Annotated in this window: 17 protein-coding genes; 16 read left to right on the top strand and 1 reads right to left on the bottom strand. The window is 72.1% G+C overall.

Translation table 11 applies throughout. The features are described from left to right. The first annotated feature begins 14 nt into the window (after nucleotides 1–14). The 14 genes from ACFCZ1_RS07060 to ACFCZ1_RS06995 all read left to right on the top strand — a co-directional run bounded on the left by ACFCZ1_RS07060 (nucleotide 15) and on the right by ACFCZ1_RS06995 (nucleotide 13,722). Nucleotides 15–1,658: an acyl-CoA dehydrogenase family protein gene (locus ACFCZ1_RS07060; protein WP_376677348.1), complete on the top strand. Its 1,644-nt coding sequence runs from the start codon at nucleotides 15–17 to the stop codon at nucleotides 1,656–1,658. Between the two features lie 274 nt (nucleotides 1,659–1,932). Then, nucleotides 1,933–3,261, top strand: coding sequence for a GAF domain-containing protein (locus tag ACFCZ1_RS07055; RefSeq protein WP_376677347.1), 1,329 nt, complete (start codon nucleotides 1,933–1,935; stop codon nucleotides 3,259–3,261). 13 nt (nucleotides 3,262–3,274) lie between these two features. Continuing rightward, nucleotides 3,275–3,838 carry a GNAT family N-acetyltransferase gene (locus ACFCZ1_RS07050; protein WP_376677346.1) on the top strand — a complete coding sequence of 188 codons (564 nt, stop codon included), beginning with the start codon at nucleotides 3,275–3,277 and terminating at the stop codon, nucleotides 3,836–3,838. 278 nt (nucleotides 3,839–4,116) lie between these two features. Then, the gene (locus tag ACFCZ1_RS07045) at nucleotides 4,117–4,200 is read left to right on the top strand and encodes a putative leader peptide (RefSeq protein ID WP_312847410.1); all 84 of its coding nucleotides are present in this window, start codon (nucleotides 4,117–4,119) and stop codon (nucleotides 4,198–4,200) included. Nucleotides 4,201–4,411: 211 nt separating this feature from the next. Continuing rightward, entirely contained in the window at nucleotides 4,412–6,121 is a 1,710-nt protein-coding gene (locus ACFCZ1_RS07040; protein WP_376677345.1) for a nitrite/sulfite reductase, read from the top strand. After that, nucleotides 6,118–6,297 carry a hypothetical protein gene (locus ACFCZ1_RS07035; RefSeq protein WP_360896096.1) on the top strand — a complete coding sequence of 60 codons (180 nt, stop codon included), beginning with the start codon at nucleotides 6,118–6,120 and terminating at the stop codon, nucleotides 6,295–6,297. The genes ACFCZ1_RS07040 and ACFCZ1_RS07035 overlap by 4 nt, the downstream gene beginning before the upstream one ends. Further along, complete coding sequence (locus ACFCZ1_RS07030; protein ID WP_376677344.1) at nucleotides 6,294–7,022, top strand: phosphoadenylyl-sulfate reductase; 729 nt, start codon at nucleotides 6,294–6,296, stop codon at nucleotides 7,020–7,022. The genes ACFCZ1_RS07035 and ACFCZ1_RS07030 overlap by 4 nt, the downstream gene beginning before the upstream one ends. 35 nt (nucleotides 7,023–7,057) lie before the next feature. Next, a complete protein-coding gene (gene cysC, locus ACFCZ1_RS07025; RefSeq protein WP_215148038.1) occupies nucleotides 7,058–7,603 on the top strand; it encodes an adenylyl-sulfate kinase in 546 nt (181 codons plus the stop codon). Next, entirely contained in the window at nucleotides 7,600–8,538 is a 939-nt protein-coding gene (gene cysD, locus ACFCZ1_RS07020) for a sulfate adenylyltransferase subunit CysD (protein WP_376677343.1), read from the top strand. Before cysC ends, cysD begins: the two co-directional genes overlap by 4 nt. 2 nt (nucleotides 8,539–8,540) lie before the next feature. After that, complete coding sequence (locus tag ACFCZ1_RS07015) at nucleotides 8,541–9,881, top strand: sulfate adenylyltransferase subunit 1 (protein WP_376677342.1); 1,341 nt, start codon at nucleotides 8,541–8,543, stop codon at nucleotides 9,879–9,881. A 215-nt stretch (nucleotides 9,882–10,096) separates the two neighbouring features. Next, a complete protein-coding gene (locus ACFCZ1_RS07010; protein WP_376677341.1) occupies nucleotides 10,097–11,230 on the top strand; it encodes an ABC transporter substrate-binding protein in 1,134 nt (377 codons plus the stop codon). A gap of 32 nt (nucleotides 11,231–11,262) precedes the next feature. Next, nucleotides 11,263–12,057 carry an ABC transporter ATP-binding protein gene (locus ACFCZ1_RS07005; RefSeq protein ID WP_376677340.1) on the top strand — a complete coding sequence of 265 codons (795 nt, stop codon included), beginning with the start codon at nucleotides 11,263–11,265 and terminating at the stop codon, nucleotides 12,055–12,057. After that, nucleotides 12,044–12,943, top strand: coding sequence for an ABC transporter permease (locus ACFCZ1_RS07000; RefSeq protein ID WP_376677339.1), 900 nt, complete (start codon nucleotides 12,044–12,046; stop codon nucleotides 12,941–12,943). Before ACFCZ1_RS07005 ends, ACFCZ1_RS07000 begins: the two co-directional genes overlap by 14 nt. 5 nt (nucleotides 12,944–12,948) lie before the next feature. Then, nucleotides 12,949–13,722, top strand: coding sequence for a sirohydrochlorin chelatase (locus tag ACFCZ1_RS06995; RefSeq protein ID WP_376677338.1), 774 nt, complete (start codon nucleotides 12,949–12,951; stop codon nucleotides 13,720–13,722). A gap of 468 nt (nucleotides 13,723–14,190) precedes the next feature. On the opposite strand, the gene ACFCZ1_RS06990 is transcribed toward ACFCZ1_RS06995, so the two are convergent. Next, nucleotides 14,191–15,210 carry a ketopantoate reductase family protein gene (locus ACFCZ1_RS06990; protein WP_376677337.1) on the bottom strand — a complete coding sequence of 340 codons (1,020 nt, stop codon included), beginning with the start codon at nucleotides 15,208–15,210 and terminating at the stop codon, nucleotides 14,191–14,193. A gap of 45 nt (nucleotides 15,211–15,255) precedes the next feature. On the opposite strand from ACFCZ1_RS06990, the gene ACFCZ1_RS06985 reads away from it, so the two are divergent. Together ACFCZ1_RS06985 and ACFCZ1_RS06980 are read left to right on the top strand one after the other, a co-directional pair. Beyond that, nucleotides 15,256–16,110: an aldo/keto reductase gene (locus ACFCZ1_RS06985; RefSeq protein ID WP_376677336.1), complete on the top strand. Its 855-nt coding sequence runs from the start codon at nucleotides 15,256–15,258 to the stop codon at nucleotides 16,108–16,110. A 181-nt stretch (nucleotides 16,111–16,291) separates the two neighbouring features. After that, entirely contained in the window at nucleotides 16,292–18,346 is a 2,055-nt protein-coding gene (locus ACFCZ1_RS06980) for a transglycosylase domain-containing protein (protein WP_376677335.1), read from the top strand. Nucleotides 18,347–18,383 lie beyond the last annotated feature (37 nt).

Raw genomic sequence — 18,383 nt, 5'->3', positions numbered from 1 at the left:
CTTACGGTATCCGCATGGCAGCCACCACCCACACAGTCAGCAATCAGGCCCCGCCCCTCGTGGGCCACGACGTCTACGGGGGCGACCGGGCCCTCACCGAGGGCGTGGAGCGGCACCTCGCCTCCGCGGACCCCGGACTCGTCGGGGAGGTCCGGGACGAGCTCACCCTCCTCGGGCGCTCGGCGGGCTCCGCGCAGGCCCAGGAGTGGGGTGCGCAGGCGAACGAGAATCCGCCGAAGCTGCGGACGCACGACCGGTACGGGAACCGGATCGACGAGGTGGAGTTCCATCCGGCCTGGCACCGGCTGCTCGGGAAGGCGGTGACCTCCGGGCTCACCGACGCCTGGGGGCGCCCGGCCGGCCACCTGCGCCGGGCCGCCGGGTTCTTCGTGTGGTCCCAGGCCGAGGCGGGGCACGGCTGCCCGGTCTCGATGACGCACGCGGCCGTACCGGCGCTGCGGGCCGACCCGTCCCTCGCCGCCGAGTGGGAGCCCCGGCTGACCTCGCACGTGTACGAGGAGGGGCTGCGGCCGGCCGCCGAGAAGGCCGGTGTGCTGTTCGGCATGGGAATGACGGAGAAGCAGGGCGGCAGCGACGTACGGGCGAACACCACGGCCGCGGTGCCGCTGGACGCCTCCGGCGAGTACCTGCTGACCGGGCACAAGTGGTTCTGTTCGGCGCCGATGTGCGACGGCTTCCTGGTGCTGGCGCAGGCGCCGGGAGGGCTGACCTGCTTCCTGGTGCCCCGGGTGCTGCCGGACGGCACCCGCAACGTCTTCGCCATCCAGCGGCTGAAGGACAAGCTGGGGAACCGGTCGAACGCGTCGAGCGAGGTGGAGTTCGACGGGACCTGGGCGCGGCGCGTGGGCGAGGAGGGCCGGGGGGTGCGGACCATCATCGAGATGGTCGCGGCGACCCGGCTGGACTGTGTCATCGGCTCGGCCTCGCTGATGCGGCAGGCGCTGACACAGGCCGTGCACCATACAGAGCACCGCTCCGCTTTCGGAGCACCGCTCATCGACCAGCCCCTGATGCGCAACGTCCTCGCCGACCTCGCCCTGGAGTCGGAGGCGGCCACCACCCTGACCCTGCGGCTCGCGGCCGCCTACGACGCCGGGACCGAGCAGGAGCGGGCCTTCCTGCGCCTCGCCGTGCCGGCCGCCAAGTACTGGGTGACCAAGCGCTGTACGCCGATGGTGGCGGAGGCCCTGGAGTGTCTGGGCGGCAACGGCTACGTCGAGGAGTCCGGGCTGCCGAGACTGCTGCGCGAATCGCCGCTCAACTCCATCTGGGAGGGGTCGGGCAACGTCCAGGCCCTGGACGTGCTGCGCGCCCTCCAGCGGGAGCCCCAGGCGCTGAATGCTTTCCTCCAGGAGGTCGGGCTGGCCCGGGGCGCGGACCACCGGCTGGATTCGGCCATCAAGGACCTGCTGACGGACCTCGCCGACCTGGACGGCATCGAGGCCCGGGCCCGCCGCGTGGTGGAGCGCATGGCCCTGGTGCTGCAGGGGTCGCTGCTGGTCCGGTGGGCCCCGCCCGAGGTGGCGGACGCGTTCTGCGCCTCGCGGCTGGGCGGCGACTGGGGCACGGCCTTCGGCACGCTGCCGCACAGCCTGGACCTGCGGACGGTCGTGGAACGGGCGCGGATCGCGGGCTAGTAGGCCGGGGGCCGCCGGGCACCCCTGCGGTCCCCAGACCGATCCCAACCGGGATCCGGGCCCGTGACCGGGAACAGGGATGGCGCCGCGCCGACTCGGCACCACCCCTGATCCGAGAAGCCCCGAGGAGGAGCTGTCACGCCGCACAGCGACGTCCGGACAGTTTCGGTCGGACGAACGGGACTTGGCGAGAGTTGCATACCGTTGCAACCTTTGAGTCGGCAGCCGCCCCGGCGGCTTCCGTCGCACGTCCTGTTCGCACGGGGAGGTTCCGATGGCCGACACCACCGGCAGTACGGTCGACGCGGCCCGCATCTCGGCCATGGACGCGCGGGAGGCCGCGCGTCTGCTCAAGGGCGTACGGGCGGCCGCGCTGGCCGGGGACCGCCCGCCGGCCGCGCCGCGGCCGGAGATCGCCGAATCCTGGCGCCGGATGCTGGCGGGCGGGGTGCACCCGGACCGGGACGCGCGCTCGCGGATGCTGTCGGCCGCCGAGACCGAGGAGCGGCGGCACGAGTCGCCGCTGCGGGAGGTCCTCCCGGTGCTGCGGGAGGGCCTGCTGCCCGCGCTGGACGGGGCCCTGCACATCATGGTCGTGGCCGACGCCGAGGGGCGGCTGCTGTGGCGGGAGGGCCACTCCTCCATCCTGCGCATGGCGGACCGGCTCGGCTTCGGGGTGGGGGCCGACTGGGACGAGGCCGTGGTCGGCACGAACGGGGTGGGCACCGCGCTGGTGACCCGGCGGCCGGTCCAGGTCTTCTCCGCGGAGCACTTCGTCTCCAGCCACCACGACTGGACCTGCGCGGGGGCGCCCGTACGGGACCCGCGGGACGGCCGGCTGCTCGGCGTGGTCGACGTGAGCGGGCCGCTGGCCACCATGCACCCGGCGACCCTGGCCTGGGTGAGCTCGGTGGCCCGGCTCGCGGAGCGGGAGCTGCGGGTGCGGCACCTGGAGTCGCTGGAGCGGCTGCGGGCGGTGGCGGCCCCGCTGCTGGCCCGGCTGGCCGGGCGCGCGCTCGCCGTGGACCCCAACGGCTGGACTGCGGCCGTGACGGGGCTGGCGCCCGTGGACCGCGTTCCGCTGCCGAAGGCCTTCGGCCCGGGGCGGGTGTGGGTGCCGCAGCTCGGCGACTGCGCGGTGGAGCCGCTGCCCGGCGGCTGGCTGCTGAGGGTCGCGCAGGACCGTGCGAACACGGGCGCGACCAGGGTCGTGCTCGACCTCAGCCGGCCCGGGTCCTGGTCGGCGACCGTGTACGGGGCCGCGGGGAGCTGGTCGCAGGAGCTGAGCCCGCGCCATGCGGAGCTGCTGTTCCTGCTGGCGGAGAGCCCCCGGGGCCGCTCGGCGGCCGAGCTGTCCGGGGAGCTGTTCGGGGACCCGACGCGCACGGTGACGGTCCGCGCCGAGATGTCCCGCGTGCGCCGCAACCTCGCGGGGGTGCTGACCCACCGGCCGTACCGCTTCGCGGACGACGTGGAGGTGGAGCTGATCCGCCCCGAGGACCCCGCCGCGCTGCTCCCCCACTCCACCGCCCCGGCGGTGATCCGGGGCCGCCTGGCGGGGACGGCGCCCGGGGGACCCCGGAGCGGCGGCTGGGGGATGTGATTCCCTGACGTGCATGAGCACCATCGCCCTCACCACGTGGTCCCTGGAAATGACCTCCCCGGAGGACCTGATACCCGCGACCGCCCCGGGCCCGGAGATCACCATCGCCCGGGCGGAGGTCCCCTCCCCCGAGTTCAGCCGCTTCCTGTACGCCTCGGTGGGCGGTGACATCCACTGGACGGACCGGCTGTCCCTGACCCGCGCGCAGTGGGTGGAGCAGCTGGACCGGCCGGGCGTGGAGACGTGGGTGGCGTACGACCGGGGCACGCCGGCGGGCTACGTCGAGTTCGACCCGCAGGCCGACGGCGTGGTGGAGATCATCTACTTCGGGCTGCTGCCGGACTTCCGCGGTCGCCGCATCGGCGGGCACCTGCTGTCGGTGGGCATCGCCCGTGCGTGGGACCTCGCCGAGCGCTGGCCGGACCGCGAGCCGACCCGCCGGGTCTGGCTGCACACGTGCAGCCAGGACGGTCCGACCGCGATGGACAACTACCTGCGCCGCGGCTTCAAGGTCTTCCACACGGAGACGGAGACCAAGCAGGACACCCCGACCCCGGGCCCCTGGCCGGGCGCTTAGGCCGTCCCTTTCGGAACCCGCCCCCTCGGCGTCCGGCGCCGCGGGGTCCGGGCGCCGCCCCAAACCCGCCGCCCCCGACCCCGCGCCCCGACCCGCAGCGTGGCCCCGCCGCGCCCGACCCCGCGCCCCCGACCCCGCGGCGTGGACCCGGCGGTCACGGCGGCGCACCTTCGCCCCGGCACGTGACCCCCGTCACGTCATCCCATCATTCGGGACGACTTCGTCCGGATCGTGGACAGTAGTGGACTCCTCCAAGAGGCACATGACACGCTTCCGCCATGAATGGAGCTGGAATTGCCTTGGTGAGTCGGCGGCACGTCGATCTCGGCCGCATGTCCAGCGCCATCTGTCCGGCGCGCTGACGGAACCAGCCACGCCGCACATCGCCGCCGTCCCCGCCGCCGCGGACGCCGCGATCACCCGTTAGCCCCCTGAGGCCGATGTACCGCCCTGCCCGCCGGCCACCCCGGCAGGGAGCGGGAATCAGCCGCACCCGCTCGGAGTCCAGGGGTCACGCCGCGCCGCCGCCTCCCCCTGCCCTTGCCTTGAGCCGCCGAAGAAGGACGTACCGCCATGGCCGCCACCCCCGAAACGCCCGCAGCCGCGGCTTCCGCAGCCGCCGCGCGCCGCAAGACCGGCCGTCACCGCGGCGAGGGCCAGTGGGCCGTCGGACACCACACGCCCCTCAACGGCAACGAGCAGTTCAAGAAGGACGACGACGGTCTCAACGTGCGGACACGCATTGAGACGATCTACTCCAAGACGGGCTTCGACTCGATCGACCCCAACGACCTGCGCGGCCGTATGCGCTGGTGGGGGCTCTACACCCAGCGCAAGCCCGGGATCGACGGCGGCAAGACCGCGATCCTGGAGCCGGAGGAGCTGGACGACGAGTACTTCATGCTGCGCGTCCGCATCGACGGCGGCCGGCTGACCACCGAGCAGCTCCGCGTCATCGGCGAGATCTCGCAGGAGTTCGCGCGCGGCACGGCGGACCTCACCGACCGGCAGAACGTGCAGTACCACTGGATCCGGATCGAGGACGTCCCGGAGATCTGGCGCCGCCTGGAGGCCGTGGGCCTCTCGACGACCGAGGCCTGCGGTGACACGCCCCGCGTCATCCTCGGCTCCCCCGTCGCCGGCATCGCCCGGGACGAGATCATCGACGGCACCCCCGCCATCGACGAGATCTACCGCCGCATCGTCGGCAACCCCGCCTTCTCCAACCTGCCCCGCAAGTTCAAGTCCGCGGTCTCCGGCTCGCCGCTGCTCGACGTGGCGCACGAGATCAACGACATCGCGTTCGTGGGCGTCAACCACCCCGAGCACGGCCCCGGCTTCGACGTCTGGGTCGGCGGAGGCCTGTCCACCAACCCCAAGCTCGGTGTGCGCCTGGGCACCTGGGTCTCGCTCGACGAGGTTCCCGACGTGTTCGAGGGCGTCATCTCGATCTTCCGCGACTACGGCTACCGCCGGCTGCGCACCCGCGCCCGCCTGAAGTTCCTCGTCGCGGACTGGGGCCCGGCCAGGTTCCGCCAGGTGCTGGAGGACGAGTACCTGAAGCGCAAGCTGACCGACGGCCCCGCGCCCGAGCAGCCCAGCGGCCAGTGGCGCGACCACGTGGGCGTCCACCAGCAGCAGGACGGCCGCTTCTACGTCGGCTTCGCGCCCCGCGTGGGCCGTGTGGACGGCACCACCCTCACCAAGATCGCGGACGTCGCGGCGCAGCACGGCTCCGGCCGCCTGCGCACCACCGCCGAGCAGAAGATGATCGTCCTCGACGTCGAGGCCGACCGGGTCGAGTCGCTGGTCGCGGCCCTGGAGGCGCTGGACCTGCGGGTCAACCCGTCCCCGTTCCGCCGCGGCACGATGGCCTGCACGGGCATCGAGTTCTGCAAGCTGGCCATCGTCGAGACCAAGGCGCGCGGCGCCTCGCTGATCGACGAGCTGGAGCGCCGCCTGCCGGACTTCGCCGAGCCGATCACCATCAACATCAACGGCTGCCCGAACGCCTGCGCCCGTATCCAGGTGGCGGACATCGGTCTCAAGGGCCAGCTGGTCCTGGACGACGACGGCAACCAGGTGGAGGGCTACCAGGTCCACCTGGGCGGCGCCCTCGGCCTGGAGGCCGGATTCGGTCGCAAGGTCCGCGGCCTCAAGGTCACCTCCGCCGGTCTGCCCGACTACGTCGAGCGGGTCGTCAGGAGTTACGAGGAGCAGCGCGAGGACGGCGAGCGCTTCGCGGCGTGGGTCGCCCGCGCGGACGAGAAGAGCCTCTCGTGAGCGAGCGCGCCGCACCTTTCTACTGCCCGTACTGCGGCGACGAGGACCTGTTTCCCCACGAGACGGGCCACGGAGCCTGGGAATGCAGGGCCTGCAACCGGGCCTTCCAGCTGAAGTACCTCGGGCTGCTGGCCCGGGGCGTTCGGTCCGACACCGCTGGAGGGGACGAGATATGACCACTGCTCAAGACGCGAGTCTCAAGACTGCGGCCCTCAAGGCCGCGACGCTCCAGGAGCTGGCCGAGCAGGCCGGCCGCGACCTGGAGGACGCCACCGCGCTGGAGATCCTCACCTGGGCGGCCGAGACCTTCGGAAAGAAGTTCGCCGTGACCTCCTCCATGGAGGATGCGGTCGTCGCCCACCTGGCGTCCCGCGCCTTCCCCGGCGTGGACGTGGTCTTCCTCGACACGGGCTACCACTTCGAGGAGACCATCGGCACCCGCGACGCGGTGGAGGCGGTGATGGACGTCAACGTCATCACCCTCACCCCGCGCCGGACGGTCGCCGAGCAGGACGCGGAGTACGGCCCGAGACTGCACGACCGCGACCCCGACCTGTGCTGCGCGCTGCGCAAGGTCAAGCCGCTCGAAGAGGGCCTGACCGCGTACGACGCGTGGGCGACGGGCCTGCGCCGCGACGAGTCGCCGACCCGGGCGAACACCCCGGTCGTCGGCTGGGACGCGAAGCGGCAGAAGGTCAAGATCTCGCCGATCGCCCGCTGGACCCAGGACGACGTGGACGCGTACGTGGCCGAGCACGGGGTGCTGACCAATCCGCTGCTGATGGACGGCTACGCCTCCGTCGGCTGCGCTCCCTGCACCCGCCGCGTGGCGGAGGGCGAGGACGCGCGGGCCGGCCGCTGGGCCGGGCGCGGCAAGACCGAGTGCGGACTGCACGGCTGATGACGACGAGCGAAGAACTTACGGAGACGGAGCAGATGAGCGTGAGCGACCAGGGCGCCACCGTGTGGCTGACCGGGCTGCCGAGCGCGGGCAAGACCACCATCGCCTACGCGCTGGCCGAGCGGCTGCGCGCCGAGGGCCACCGTGTGGAGGTGCTCGACGGGGACGAGATCCGCGAGTTCCTCTCCGCCGGCCTCGGCTTCAGCCGCGAGGACCGGCACACCAACGTGCAGCGGATCGGCTTCGTCGCCGAACTCCTCGCGAGCAACGGCGTCAAGGCGCTGGTGCCGGTGATCGCGCCGTTCGCGGACAGCCGTGAGGCCGTCCGCAAGCGGCACGCCGCCGAGGGCACCTCGTACCTGGAGGTCCATGTGGCCACCCCGGTCGAGGTCTGCTCGGAGCGTGACGTGAAGGGCCTGTACGCCAAGCAGGCGGCGGGCGAGATCTCCGGTCTGACCGGGGTCGACGACCCGTACGAGGCACCGGAGTCCCCGGACCTCCGTATCGAGTCGCACACGCAGTCCGTGCAGGAGTCGGCTTCGGCCCTGCACGCGCTGCTCACCGAGAGGGGTCTGGCATGACGGCCACCGTCGCACACGTCCACGACGAGACCGCCGCGCCGTACGCGCTGTCGCACCTCGACGCCCTCGAATCGGAGGCCGTGCACATCTTCCGCGAGGTGGCGGGCGAGTTCGAGAGGCCGGTGATCCTGTTCTCCGGCGGCAAGGACTCGATCGTGATGCTGCACCTGGCGCTGAAGGCGTTCGCGCCGGCGCCGGTGCCGTTCACGCTGCTGCACGTGGACACGGGCCACAACTTCCCCGAGGTGCTGGAGTACCGCGACCGGGCCGTGGCGAAGCACGGCCTGCGCCTGCACGTGGCGTCCGTACAGGAGTACATCGACGCGGGCAAGCTGCGCGAGCGCCCCGACGGGACCCGCAACCCGCTGCAGACCGTCCCCCTGACCGAGGCGATCCAGAGCCTCAGATTCGATGCCGTGTTCGGCGGCGGCCGCCGCGACGAGGAGAAGGCCCGCGCCAAGGAACGGGTGTTCAGCCTGCGCGACGAGTTCTCCCAGTGGGACCCGCGCCGTCAGCGCCCGGAGCTGTGGCAGCTCTACAACGGCCGCCACGCCCCCGGCGAGCACGTCCGCGTGTTCCCGCTGTCGAACTGGACCGAGCTGGACGTGTGGCAGTACATCGCCCGCGAGGGCATCGAGCTCCCGGAGATCTACTTCGCCCACGAGCGCGAGGTCTTCCAGCGGAACGGGATGTGGCTGACGGCCGGCGAGTGGGGCGGCCCGAAGGAGGGCGAGAGCACCCAGAGGCGCCTCATCCGCTACCGCACCGTCGGCGACATGTCCTGCACCGGCGCCGTCGACTCCGACGCCACCACGCTGGACGCCGTGATCACCGAGATCGCCGCCTCCCGGCTCACCGAGCGGGGTGCGACCCGCGCCGACGACAAGATGTCCGAGGCCGCGATGGAAGACCGCAAGCGCGAAGGGTACTTCTAGACATGACCTCCACTACCGAGCAGTTCGCCGACCTCGCGGCGACCACCCTGCTGCGCTTCGCGACCGCCGGTTCCGTCGACGACGGCAAGTCCACCCTGGTCGGCCGCCTGCTGCACGACTCCAAGTCGGTCCTGACCGACCAGCTGGAGGCCGTCGAGGCCGTCTCCGCCCAGCGCGGCCAGGACACCCCCGACCTCGCGCTGCTCACCGACGGCCTGCGGGCCGAACGCGAGCAGGGCATCACCATCGACGTCGCCTACCGCTACTTCGCGACGGCCCGGCGCCGGTTCATCCTCGCCGACACCCCCGGGCACGTGCAGTACACCCGGAACATGGTCACCGGCGCGTCCACCGCCGACCTGGCCGTGGTCCTGGTCGACGCCCGCAACGGCGTGATCGAGCAGACCCGTCGGCACGCCGCCGTCGCGGCCCTGCTGCGCGTCCCGCACGTGGTCCTGGCCGTCAACAAGATGGACCTCGTCGGCTACCGGGAGCAGGTCTTCGCGGCGATCGCCGAGGAGTTCACCGCGTACGCCTCCGACCTGGGCGTTCCGGAGATCACTGCGATCCCGATCTCGGCGCTGGCCGGGGACAACGTGGTCGAGCCCTCCTCGCACATGGACTGGTACGGCGGCCCGACGGTGCTGGAGCACCTGGAGACCGTCCCGGTCAGCCACGACCTCACCGCCTGCCCGGCCCGCTTCCCCGTGCAGTACGTGATCCGCCCGCAGTCCGCCGAGCACCCCGACTACCGCGGCTACGCCGGCCAGATCGCCTCCGGCGTGCTGCGCGTCGGCGAGCCCGTCTCCGTCCTGCCCTCGGGCCGCACCAGCACCATCGCCGGCATCGACGCGCTCGGCGGGTCCGTGGACATCGCCTGGGCGCCGCAGTCGGTGACGGTGCGTCTGGCGGACGACATCGACATCTCGCGCGGCGACCTGATCGCCCCGTCCGCGAGCGCCCCCGCCACCACCCAGGACGTCGTCGCGACGGTCTGCCACGTGGCGGACCAGCCGCTGGCCGTCGGTGCACGGGTGCTGCTCAAGCACACCACCCGCACGGTCAAGGCGATCGTCAAGGAGATCCCCTCGCGGCTGACCCTGGACGACCTGTCCCAGCACCCGAACCCCGGGCAGCTCGTCGCCAACGACATCGGCCTCGTCGTCGTACGGACCGCCGAGCCGCTCGCGCTCGACGCGTACGCCGACTCGCGCCGCACCGGGTCCTTCCTGCTGATCGACCCGGCCGACGGCACCACCCTCGCGGCGGGCATGGCCGGCGAGTCCTTCGCCTCCAAGGCCGAGACGACCGTTCAGGCCGACGAAGAAGGGTGGGACTTCTAGATCATGCTTGCCGACATCTACTCCACCTTCGCGAAGGAGGGCGGCCGCGTGGGCAGCGGCGCCCTCGGCAGCGGCCAGGGAGGGGTGGCGCGATGTGCGCGATGACGTACGCGCACCGCATGCGCGCCCACACCCCCCACGAGCCGTACCCGCCCCTGCTCCACAGACGAAGACGTGCGTCATGAGATGACCACGTCACGAGAGGAAGTCCTCCCGTGCCTGCCACCGGTATCGCCACCCGCACGACCCTGCGCCGCGGCCTTGTCGCCGCCGCCCTGCCGCTGCTGATCGGCGCACTCGCCTCCTGCGGCTACGGCTCCCAGGCGGACGAGCCCGCCGACAAGGGCGACAAGACGGCCAACGCCGCGACCGACGGCAAGAAGCTCTCCGCCTCCGAGGTCCGCATCGGGTACTTCCCGAACCTGACGCACGCCACCGCCCTGGTCGGCCTCCAGGAAGGCCTGATCCAGAAGGAACTGGGCGGCACCACGATCAAGCCGCAGTCCTTCAACGCCGGTCCGTCCGAGATCGAGGCGCTCAACGGCGGCTCTCTCGACATCGGCTTCATCGGCCCCTCGCCGTCGATCAACGCCTACGTGAAGTCCAAGGGGACCAACCTGCGGATCGTCTCCGGCTCCGCTTCCGGCGGCGTCAAGCTGGTCGTGAACCCGGACAAGATCAAGACCCTGGACGACCTCAAGGGCAAGAAGATCGCCACCCCGCAGAAGGGGAACACGCAGGACGTCGCGTTCCTCAACTGGATCTCCGAAAAGGGCTGGACGGTCGACCCGGAGTCCGGCAAGGGCGACGTCTCCGTCGTCCGGACGGACAACAAGGTCACCCCGGACGCCTTCAAGCAGGGCTCGATCGACGGCGCCTGGGTGCCGGAGCCCACGGCCTCCAAGCTCGTCTCCGACGGCGGCTCCGTCCTCCTCGACGAGACCGCCCTGTGGCCCGACAAGAAGTTCGTGATCACGAACGTCATCGTGTCGCAGAAGTTCCTCAAGGAGCACCCGGACGTCGTCGAGGCCGTACTCACGGGCACGGTGAAGACCAACGAGTGGATCAACGCGAACCCGGACCGGGCGAAGGCGTCCGCGAACGCGAAGCTGCAGGCGGAGAGCGGCAAGGCACTCGACGCCAAGGTCATCGACCCGGCGTGGCCGAGCATCGCGATCACCGACGACCCGCTGGCGACGACGCTGAGGACCCAGTCCGAGTGGGCGGTCAAGGCCAAGCTCATCGAGCAGCCCGACCTGGTCGGCATCTACGACCTGAGGCTGCTGAACAAGGTCCTGAAGGCCGCGGGCAAGCCCGAGGTCGCCGACGCCGGTCTCGGCGCCAAGTAACCCGTAACCAGCATCCCCAGGAGGTGACGACCATGGCCACCACGCTCGCCAAGGCTGCCGAGGGCATCGCAGCGGAGCAGACGCACGCCGCGCGCATCGAGCGCGTCTCGAAGTCCTTCTCCGGCCCGGGCGGATCGCAGCTCGTCCTGGACGACATCAGCCTCGATGTCGCTCCCGGAGAGTTCGTCACCATCCTGGGGGCCTCGGGGTGCGGCAAGTCCACCCTGCTGAACCTGGTCGCGGGTCTGGACAAGCCGTCCGCGGGGGCCATCGAGACCCCCGGCGGCCGTCCGGCGCTCATGTTCCAGGAGCACGCCCTCTTCCCGTGGCTGACCGCGGGGAAGAACATCGAACTCGCCCTGCGCCTGCGCGGGGTACCCAAGGCCGACCGCCGGCCCGAGGCCGAGCGGCTGCTGGAGCTGGTCCGGCTCGGCGGCGCGTACGGCAAGCGCGTGCACGAGCTGTCGGGCGGCATGCGCCAGCGCGTGGCCCTGGCCCGCGCGCTCGCCCAGGACAGCCAGCTCCTGCTGATGGACGAGCCGTTCGCCGCGCTCGACGCCATCACCCGGGACGTACTGCACGGCGAACTCACCCGCATCTGGGCCGAGACGCACCTGTCGGTCCTCTTCGTCACGCACAACGTCCGCGAGGCCGTGCGCCTCGCCCAGCGCGTGGTCCTGCTCTCCTCGCGGCCCGGCCGGATCGCGAAGGAATGGACCGTGGACATCCCGCAGCCGCGCCGCATCGAGGACGCGGACGTCGCGGAACTGTCCCTTGAGATCACTGAACACCTGCGTGGGGAGATCCGCCGCCATGGCCAGCACTGACACCGCCCCGAAGAGCACGGCCAAGGGCAAGCAGGACGACCTGGCGGGCCTGGAGGCCGGCCTGGACGCCCTGGACGCGGTCCAGACGCACCGCACGCCGGTCCGCGAGATCTTCGTCAAGAAGGTCCTGCCGCCGTTCCTGGCCGTCGGCCTCGTACTGCTGGTCTGGCAGATCCTCGTCTCGGCGAAGGTGGCCGAGGAGACCAAGCTCCCCGCGCTGTCCGCCGTGTGGGACAGCCTGTCCGACATGTGGCTCAAGGGCACGCTCCTGGAGGTCATCTGGACCAGCGTGTCGCGCGGTCTGCTGGGCTTCCTGCTGGCCCTGGCCATCGGCACCCCGCTCGGTCTGCTGGTCGCCCGGGTGAAGTTCGTCCGCGCCGCGATCGGCCCGATCCTGCAGGGCCTGCAGTCCCTGCCCTCGGTCGCCTGGGTGCCCCCGGCGGTGCTCTGGTTCGGCCTCAACGACGCCATGATGTACACGGTGATCCTGCTGGGCGCCGTCCCGTCCATCGCCAACGGCCTCGTCTCCGGCATCGACCAGATCCCGCCCCTCTACCTCCGGGCCGGCCGCACCCTGGGGGCCACCGGGCTGAGCGGGGCGCGGCACGTCGTCATGCCGGCCGCGCTGCCGGGCTACCTGGCCGGTCTCAAGCAGGGCTGGGCCTTCTCCTGGCGCTCCCTGATGGCCGCCGAGATCATCGCCAGCTCCCCCGACCTGGGCCTGGGCCTCGGCCAGTTGCTGGAGAACGGCCGCAACAACATCGACCTGCCGGGCGTGTTCCTCGCGATCATCCTGATCCTCGTGGTCGGCATCGCCATCGACCTGCTGATCTTCAGCCCGGTCGAGCGCTGGGTGCTGCGCAGCCGCGGCCTGCTGGTCAAGTGAGTCCCGTGTCCCCCGCACCGGCACTTCTGGTCATCGCCCACGGCAGCCGCGACCCGCGGCACGCGGCGACCGTGCACGCCCTCGTCGGCCGGGCCCGGGCACTGCGGCCCGGCCTGCGGGTGGAGACGGCCTTCCTCGACTTCAACACCCCGTCCGTGGGGCAGGCCCTGTCCTCGCTGTACCTGTCGGGCGTGCGGGACGTCGTGGCGCTCCCGCTCCTGCTCACCCGGGCGTTCCACGCGAAGTCCGACGTCCCGGCGGCGCTGGCCGAGTCGACGGCCCGGCTGCCGGGGCTGGCGGTCCGGGTGGCCGATGTCCTCGGCCCGTCCACGCTCCTCGTCTCGGCCCTGGAACGCCGGCTGGCCGAGGCCGGACTCACCCCGGCGGACCGCGCCACCACCGCGGTGGTGCTCGCGTCCGCCGGTTCCACAGACCCGGAGGCGATCGCAGCGATCGCTGAAACCGCGCGGGAGTGGCGGCGCACCGGTTGGTGCGCCGTGCGGCCTGCGTTCGCCTCCGGAGCCTTTCCCGCGGGGTTCTCCCGTACGGAGGACGCCGTACGGGCCCTGCGCGGCGAGGGCTTCGCCCGGGTGGCGGTGGCTCCCTACGTCATCGCCCCGGGGCGGCTCCCGGACCGCATCACGGCGGGCGCCGAAGCCGCGGGCGCGGACGTGATCGCCCCGGTCCTGGGCGCGGCCCCGGAACTGGCCCGCCTCCTGCTGCGCCGCTTCGACGCCGCCGTCTCGGCCCCGGCCCGCCGACCGGCCCTGTCGGCGTAGCCGCGCCTCAGCCACGACACCGCCGCGTCCCGGGCTCGCCCCGCGCCCCGCTCGCGGACGTGGCTGAACAGGGCTGATCCCCCCTCACGGCCCGACCCGCCTCGTCCCGGGCTCCACCCCGCGCCTCGAACGCCGACGGGGCCGTCATTGCGCCGACGGGCGGTCCAGCCGCCGAGCCAGGCGGACGGCATCGGCCGAGTCCAGCCCCTCCGGCGTTCGAAGCGCGGGGGCGGGGGCCGAGCCCCGGTCTTCGAGCCGCGCCCACTCATCCCCGGCGGCGGGGGCCGGGGGCCGGGTCCTGTCGTCACAGTGGCGTCGGTCAGGCCCGCGGCGTCCGGTGCCGTGCACCGCACGGCGGAGGGCGCCCGAGTACCGGACGTACTCGGGCGCCCCGACAACACGGCGAGGTGCGGTGCGGTGCCCGGGGGACCTCCCGGCGGTAGCCGGGGGAGCGTCGCGGGCCAGGCGCTACTTCGACGACAGGGCCTGGGACCGGGCCGCGGCCTCGTCCGCGAGGGCGGTCAGGTCCGCGATGGACATCGCGCCCGGCGGCAGGCCCTCGCGGGCGAAGATGTTCGCCGCGTGCCGCAGCACGTCGTTGACCGGCGTCGGCACCCCGTGCAGCCGGCCCAGCAGGGAGATCTCGCCGTTGAGGTAGTCCGCCTCCACCGACCCAGTCCCCCGCGCCAGGCTCTGCCACGAGGACCCGCCCCGAACCCCCGGCGGCTGGTTCACCTTGCCGTCGCGCGCGTCCGCCTGCTCGGCTTCCGAGGCGTACGCGATGCCCGCGGCCGCGAAGGCCGCCTTGGCCTCGCCGACGGCCCGCCCCAGCAGCGCCGCCTTCGCGGCGTCCGGCTCGGGGCCCGTCGTGGCCTGGACCGCGTTGCCCAGGTTCCCCAGCAGCTTCGCGTACTTCCACCGCATCACGTCCTCGACCACCGGTGCCTCGAACCCCGCCTTCCCGAGGTCCGCCGCGACCGCGCGGGACACGGCATCCGTGCCGCCCGCCGCCAGGCCCACGTGCAGGATGCCGGTCAGCGGCGCGCACAGCGCCGAGACCACTCCCGGCTCCAGGAACGTGGAGGGCAGCCATACGCACACCCCGTACACCCGTGCGAAGCGCCGTAGCGCCAGGCGCTCGCTCTCCACGCCGTTCTGCGCGCACAGCACCGGCAGCCGCTGCGCCGCCGTTCCGCCGCCCGCGACCTCCGCGTCGCCCCACGCGTCGAGCGCGGCGACGGCGTCCTGGGTCTTCACCGCCAGCAACAGCACGTCGTCCGGCCGCAGTTCGCCCAGTTCCGCCGGCCCGGTGACCACGGGCAGCCGGTGCGTCCGGGTCCCGTCGGCCGTCGTGAGCCGCAGGCCGTCCGCCCGCAGGGCCTCCGCGTGCGCGCCGCGCGCGACGAGGACGACCTCGCCGCCCGCCTCCGCGAGCCGTCCGCCGATGGTGGCGCCGACCGCGCCCGCGCCGATGATGATGTAACGCATGCCCCCGAGCCTGGCACATCCGGCGCCCCGCGTTACCGTCGGGGCATGGTGAACCAGGTATTCGCGCTCGGCGGGGACCTGCCCGTGCGGCGGCTCGGTTTCGGTACGGGCGGCCTGGTCGGCCCGGGCTACTGGGGCCCGCGCGGCGGGCGCGCCGAGGCCCGGGAGCTCCTGCGCACGGCGGTGGAGCGCGGGGTCACCCTCATCGACACCGCCGACAACTACGGCCCCGACCTGGCCGAGGAGCTGATCGCCGACGCCCTTCACCCGTACGGGGAACAGCTCGTCGTCGCCACCAAGGGCGGGGTGGTGCGCACCGGCCCCGATCAGTGGCACGTGGCGGGGCGCCCCGAGCAGTTGCGGGCGATGTGCGAGGCGAGCCTGCGGCGGCTGCGCGTGGAGCGGATCGGCCTGTACCAGCTGCACCGCTTCGACCCCTCGGTTCCCGCGGCCGAACAGCTGGGCGCGCTGGCCCGGTTGCGGGCGGAGGGCAAGATCCGGCACATCGGGCTCGACACGGTCACCGCCGAGCAGTTGCGCGCGGCGGTGGAGTCGGTCCCGGTCGCCTCGGTCCAGAACGCGTACAACCTGCTGGACCGCGGTTCGGCCGAGGTGCTCGCGCTGTGCGAAGCGCGCGGGATCGCCTTCCTCCCGTACTACCCGCTGGGCAGCGGCGCCCTGACCCGCGAGAGCGCAGCCGCCGTCAGCGCGGTGGCCGCGGCGCACGGCGCGAGCCCGGGCCAGGTGGCGCTGGCGTGGCTGCTGCACCGCTCGCCGGTGCTGTGCCCCACTCCCGGTACGGGTTCGCCCGCACACCTGGCGGAGAACCTGGACGCGGCGTCGGTCCGGCTCACCCCACGGGAGCTGGAGCTGCTGGACGCGTTGACGACCGTCCGGTGATTCCCGGTGGGGCACGACGCCGGCCGCGTCACCGACCTGTCCGGACAGCTCTTGAAGCCCCGTGCCGCGCATGAAGATTTCATGAAAGGCCCAACCTCGAACGCGATCTGATCATCTTCTCCGCCGAGTCCGTCACCGCCCCCGAGGTGACGACCGGCGATCGAGGAGGTTGGCATCCCCCATGAGGCTGCCCCACAAACGCCGCGCGGATCGCACCGGAAGTCCGGACGCCGTGGAAAGCCCGGACCAGTCGGAAGGTCCGGAGCGCACACGGCGCCGCGCGGGCCGGGCGAAGAACCGTAGGAGAGCCGCCCGCAAGGCCCGTCGCCGCCCCATCGACTTCCCCAGGCACGGCCGGCGGGGCTGGCGGCGCTGGATGCCCTCCTGGAAACTGACCTCCGGCTTGTTCCTGCTCTTCGCCGGCGCCCTCACCGGCCTCTTGACCGCCGTCTACCTAAAGGTCGAGATCCCGAACGCGCACGACTCCGCGCGCCGGCAGGCCACCGTCTACTACTGGGCGGACGGCAGCCGGATGGTGAGCGTCGGCGATGTGAACCGGCAGGACGTGAAGCTCTCCCAGGTGCCCGATTCCGTCCAGCGCGCCGTCATCGCGGCGGAGAACGCGGATTTCTACAGGGACTCGGGCGTCTCCGTGACGGGCATCGGCCGCGCCGCTGTCAACATCGTCAAGGGCGATGAGACCCAGGGCGGCTCGACGATCACGCAGCAGTACGTGAAGAACACCTATCTGAGCCAGGATCAGACCGTCGAGCGAAAGATCAAGGAACTCTTCCTCTCCCTGAAGGTCAGCAACCGGCGGCCCAAGACGGAGATTCTTGAGGGGTATCTCAACACTTCTTGGTTCGGCCGCGACGCGTACGGCGTCCAGGCAGCCTCATACGCGTACTACGGCATCCCCGCCAAGGAGCTGAACCCCAGTCAGGGAGCTCTGCTGGCCGCTGTCCTCAAAGGCGCGGAAAGCTTTGACCCGTCCCTCAGCGCCGGCAACCACGAACGCGCGGAGGACCGCTGGAGCTGGATCCTGGACCGTCAGGTCAGCACGGGCACGATGAGCGCCGAGGAACGCGCGAAGTACACGGAATTCCCCGAGCCGAAGCCTCCCGTCAAGCCGACCAGTCAGGCCGGGCAGATCGGCTACCTCGTCGACATCGCCAACAAGTACCTCAAGAGCCGCAGCGGGATCACGGGCAAGGAGCTGGCCAGCGGCGGCTACAGCGTTCACACCACCTTCGAGAAGGACAAGGTCCTCGCGCTGACCAAGGCCGTCGAGCAGGTACGTGCGGACCGACTGGACCCGAAGAACCGCGCGGACGACGAGCACGTGCAGGTCGGCGCCGCCTCGATACGCCCCAAGGACGGAGCGATCGTCGCGGTCTACGGCGGCTCGGATGCGATCGAACACTTCACCAACAACGCGGACACCTCAGGCGTCCCCGCTGCCTCGGCGTTCAAACCCTTCGTGTACGCCGCCGCTCTGGAGAAGGAGCTCGAAGGCAGGGAACGCTCCGCCGAGAGCGCTGATCCGGACCCTCTGAAACCCGCGCCGATACGGGCGCCCATGGCATCCATGAACCTCCACTCGGCCCTGGTGGACTCCTCCCACACCCCCTTCGTGGAGACCGGCAAGAAGATCGGGCTGAAGAAGGTCAAGGAGCTCGCGGTCGCGTCGGGACTGCGTGAGGAGAGCATGGCCAAGCTGGAACCGACCTTCTCCATCGGTACCTCCACCCCCAGCGCCGTCCGGCTGGCCAGCGCCTATACGACCTTCGTCAATGAGGGCCGGGCCACCGAGCCCTACTCGGTGTCCAAGATCGAGCGGAACGGCGTCGCGGTGGACGGCTTGGGCCGACCCAAACCGCGGCGGGCGATGAGCTCCGAGGCAGCCTCGATCGTGGGCGCGGCGCTCCGTCAGGTGGGCGGGAGCGCCGTCGGACCGCCGAAGGACCGGCCGGCCGCCCCGTCCTGGGCAGGCAAAACCGGTCCGAACGACCGTATGAACTCAGCCTGGTTCATCGGCGCGACGCCGGACCTGAGCACTTCGGTCGCGATGTTCCGTACGAAGCCCGACGTCCCACAACTGCTGCCCATGCAGGGTGTGGGCGGCCCGGATGCCGAGCGGGGCAGCGCCTTCCCGCCGCTGATCTGGAAGGCTTACAACGAGGCGGCGGTGCCTGCGCCACCGTACCCGGCGGATGGTCCCCAGGACCGCCCGTGACGGTCTAGCGCGGGACGCTCTCCGGTGTCGGTCCGGG

It is taken from the genome of Streptomyces sp. NPDC056224, assembly GCF_042267665.1.
Lineage (GTDB): Bacteria > Actinomycetota > Actinomycetes > Streptomycetales > Streptomycetaceae > Streptomyces.
The sequence above is the reverse complement of the archived record's forward strand: the minus strand, read 5'-3'. Positions and strand labels throughout refer to the sequence as shown.

Bases quoted from the DNA above. Each gene is read 5' to 3' on its own strand.
- ACFCZ1_RS07060 (WP_376677348.1), top strand. From the start codon at position 15: ATGGCAGCCACCACCCACACAGTCAGCAATCAGGCCCCGCCCCTCGTG.
- ACFCZ1_RS07055 (WP_376677347.1), top strand. From the start codon at position 1,933: ATGGCCGACACCACCGGCAGTACGGTCGACGCGGCCCGCATCTCGGCC.
- ACFCZ1_RS07050 (WP_376677346.1), top strand. From the start codon at position 3,275: ATGAGCACCATCGCCCTCACCACGTGGTCCCTGGAAATGACCTCCCCG.
- ACFCZ1_RS07045 (WP_312847410.1), top strand. From the start codon at position 4,117: ATGAATGGAGCTGGAATTGCCTTGGTGAGTCGGCGGCACGTCGATCTC.
- ACFCZ1_RS07040 (WP_376677345.1), top strand. From the start codon at position 4,412: ATGGCCGCCACCCCCGAAACGCCCGCAGCCGCGGCTTCCGCAGCCGCC.
- ACFCZ1_RS07030 (WP_376677344.1), top strand. From the start codon at position 6,294: ATGACCACTGCTCAAGACGCGAGTCTCAAGACTGCGGCCCTCAAGGCC.
- cysC (WP_215148038.1), top strand. From the start codon at position 7,058: ATGAGCGTGAGCGACCAGGGCGCCACCGTGTGGCTGACCGGGCTGCCG.
- cysD (WP_376677343.1), top strand. From the start codon at position 7,600: ATGACGGCCACCGTCGCACACGTCCACGACGAGACCGCCGCGCCGTAC.
- ACFCZ1_RS07015 (WP_376677342.1), top strand. From the start codon at position 8,541: ATGACCTCCACTACCGAGCAGTTCGCCGACCTCGCGGCGACCACCCTG.
- ACFCZ1_RS07005 (WP_376677340.1), top strand. From the start codon at position 11,263: ATGGCCACCACGCTCGCCAAGGCTGCCGAGGGCATCGCAGCGGAGCAG.
- ACFCZ1_RS07000 (WP_376677339.1), top strand. From the start codon at position 12,044: ATGGCCAGCACTGACACCGCCCCGAAGAGCACGGCCAAGGGCAAGCAG.
- ACFCZ1_RS06990 (WP_376677337.1), bottom strand. From the start codon at position 15,210: ATGCGTTACATCATCATCGGCGCGGGCGCGGTCGGCGCCACCATCGGC.
- ACFCZ1_RS06985 (WP_376677336.1), top strand. From the start codon at position 15,256: ATGGTGAACCAGGTATTCGCGCTCGGCGGGGACCTGCCCGTGCGGCGG.
- ACFCZ1_RS06980 (WP_376677335.1), top strand. From the start codon at position 16,292: ATGAGGCTGCCCCACAAACGCCGCGCGGATCGCACCGGAAGTCCGGAC.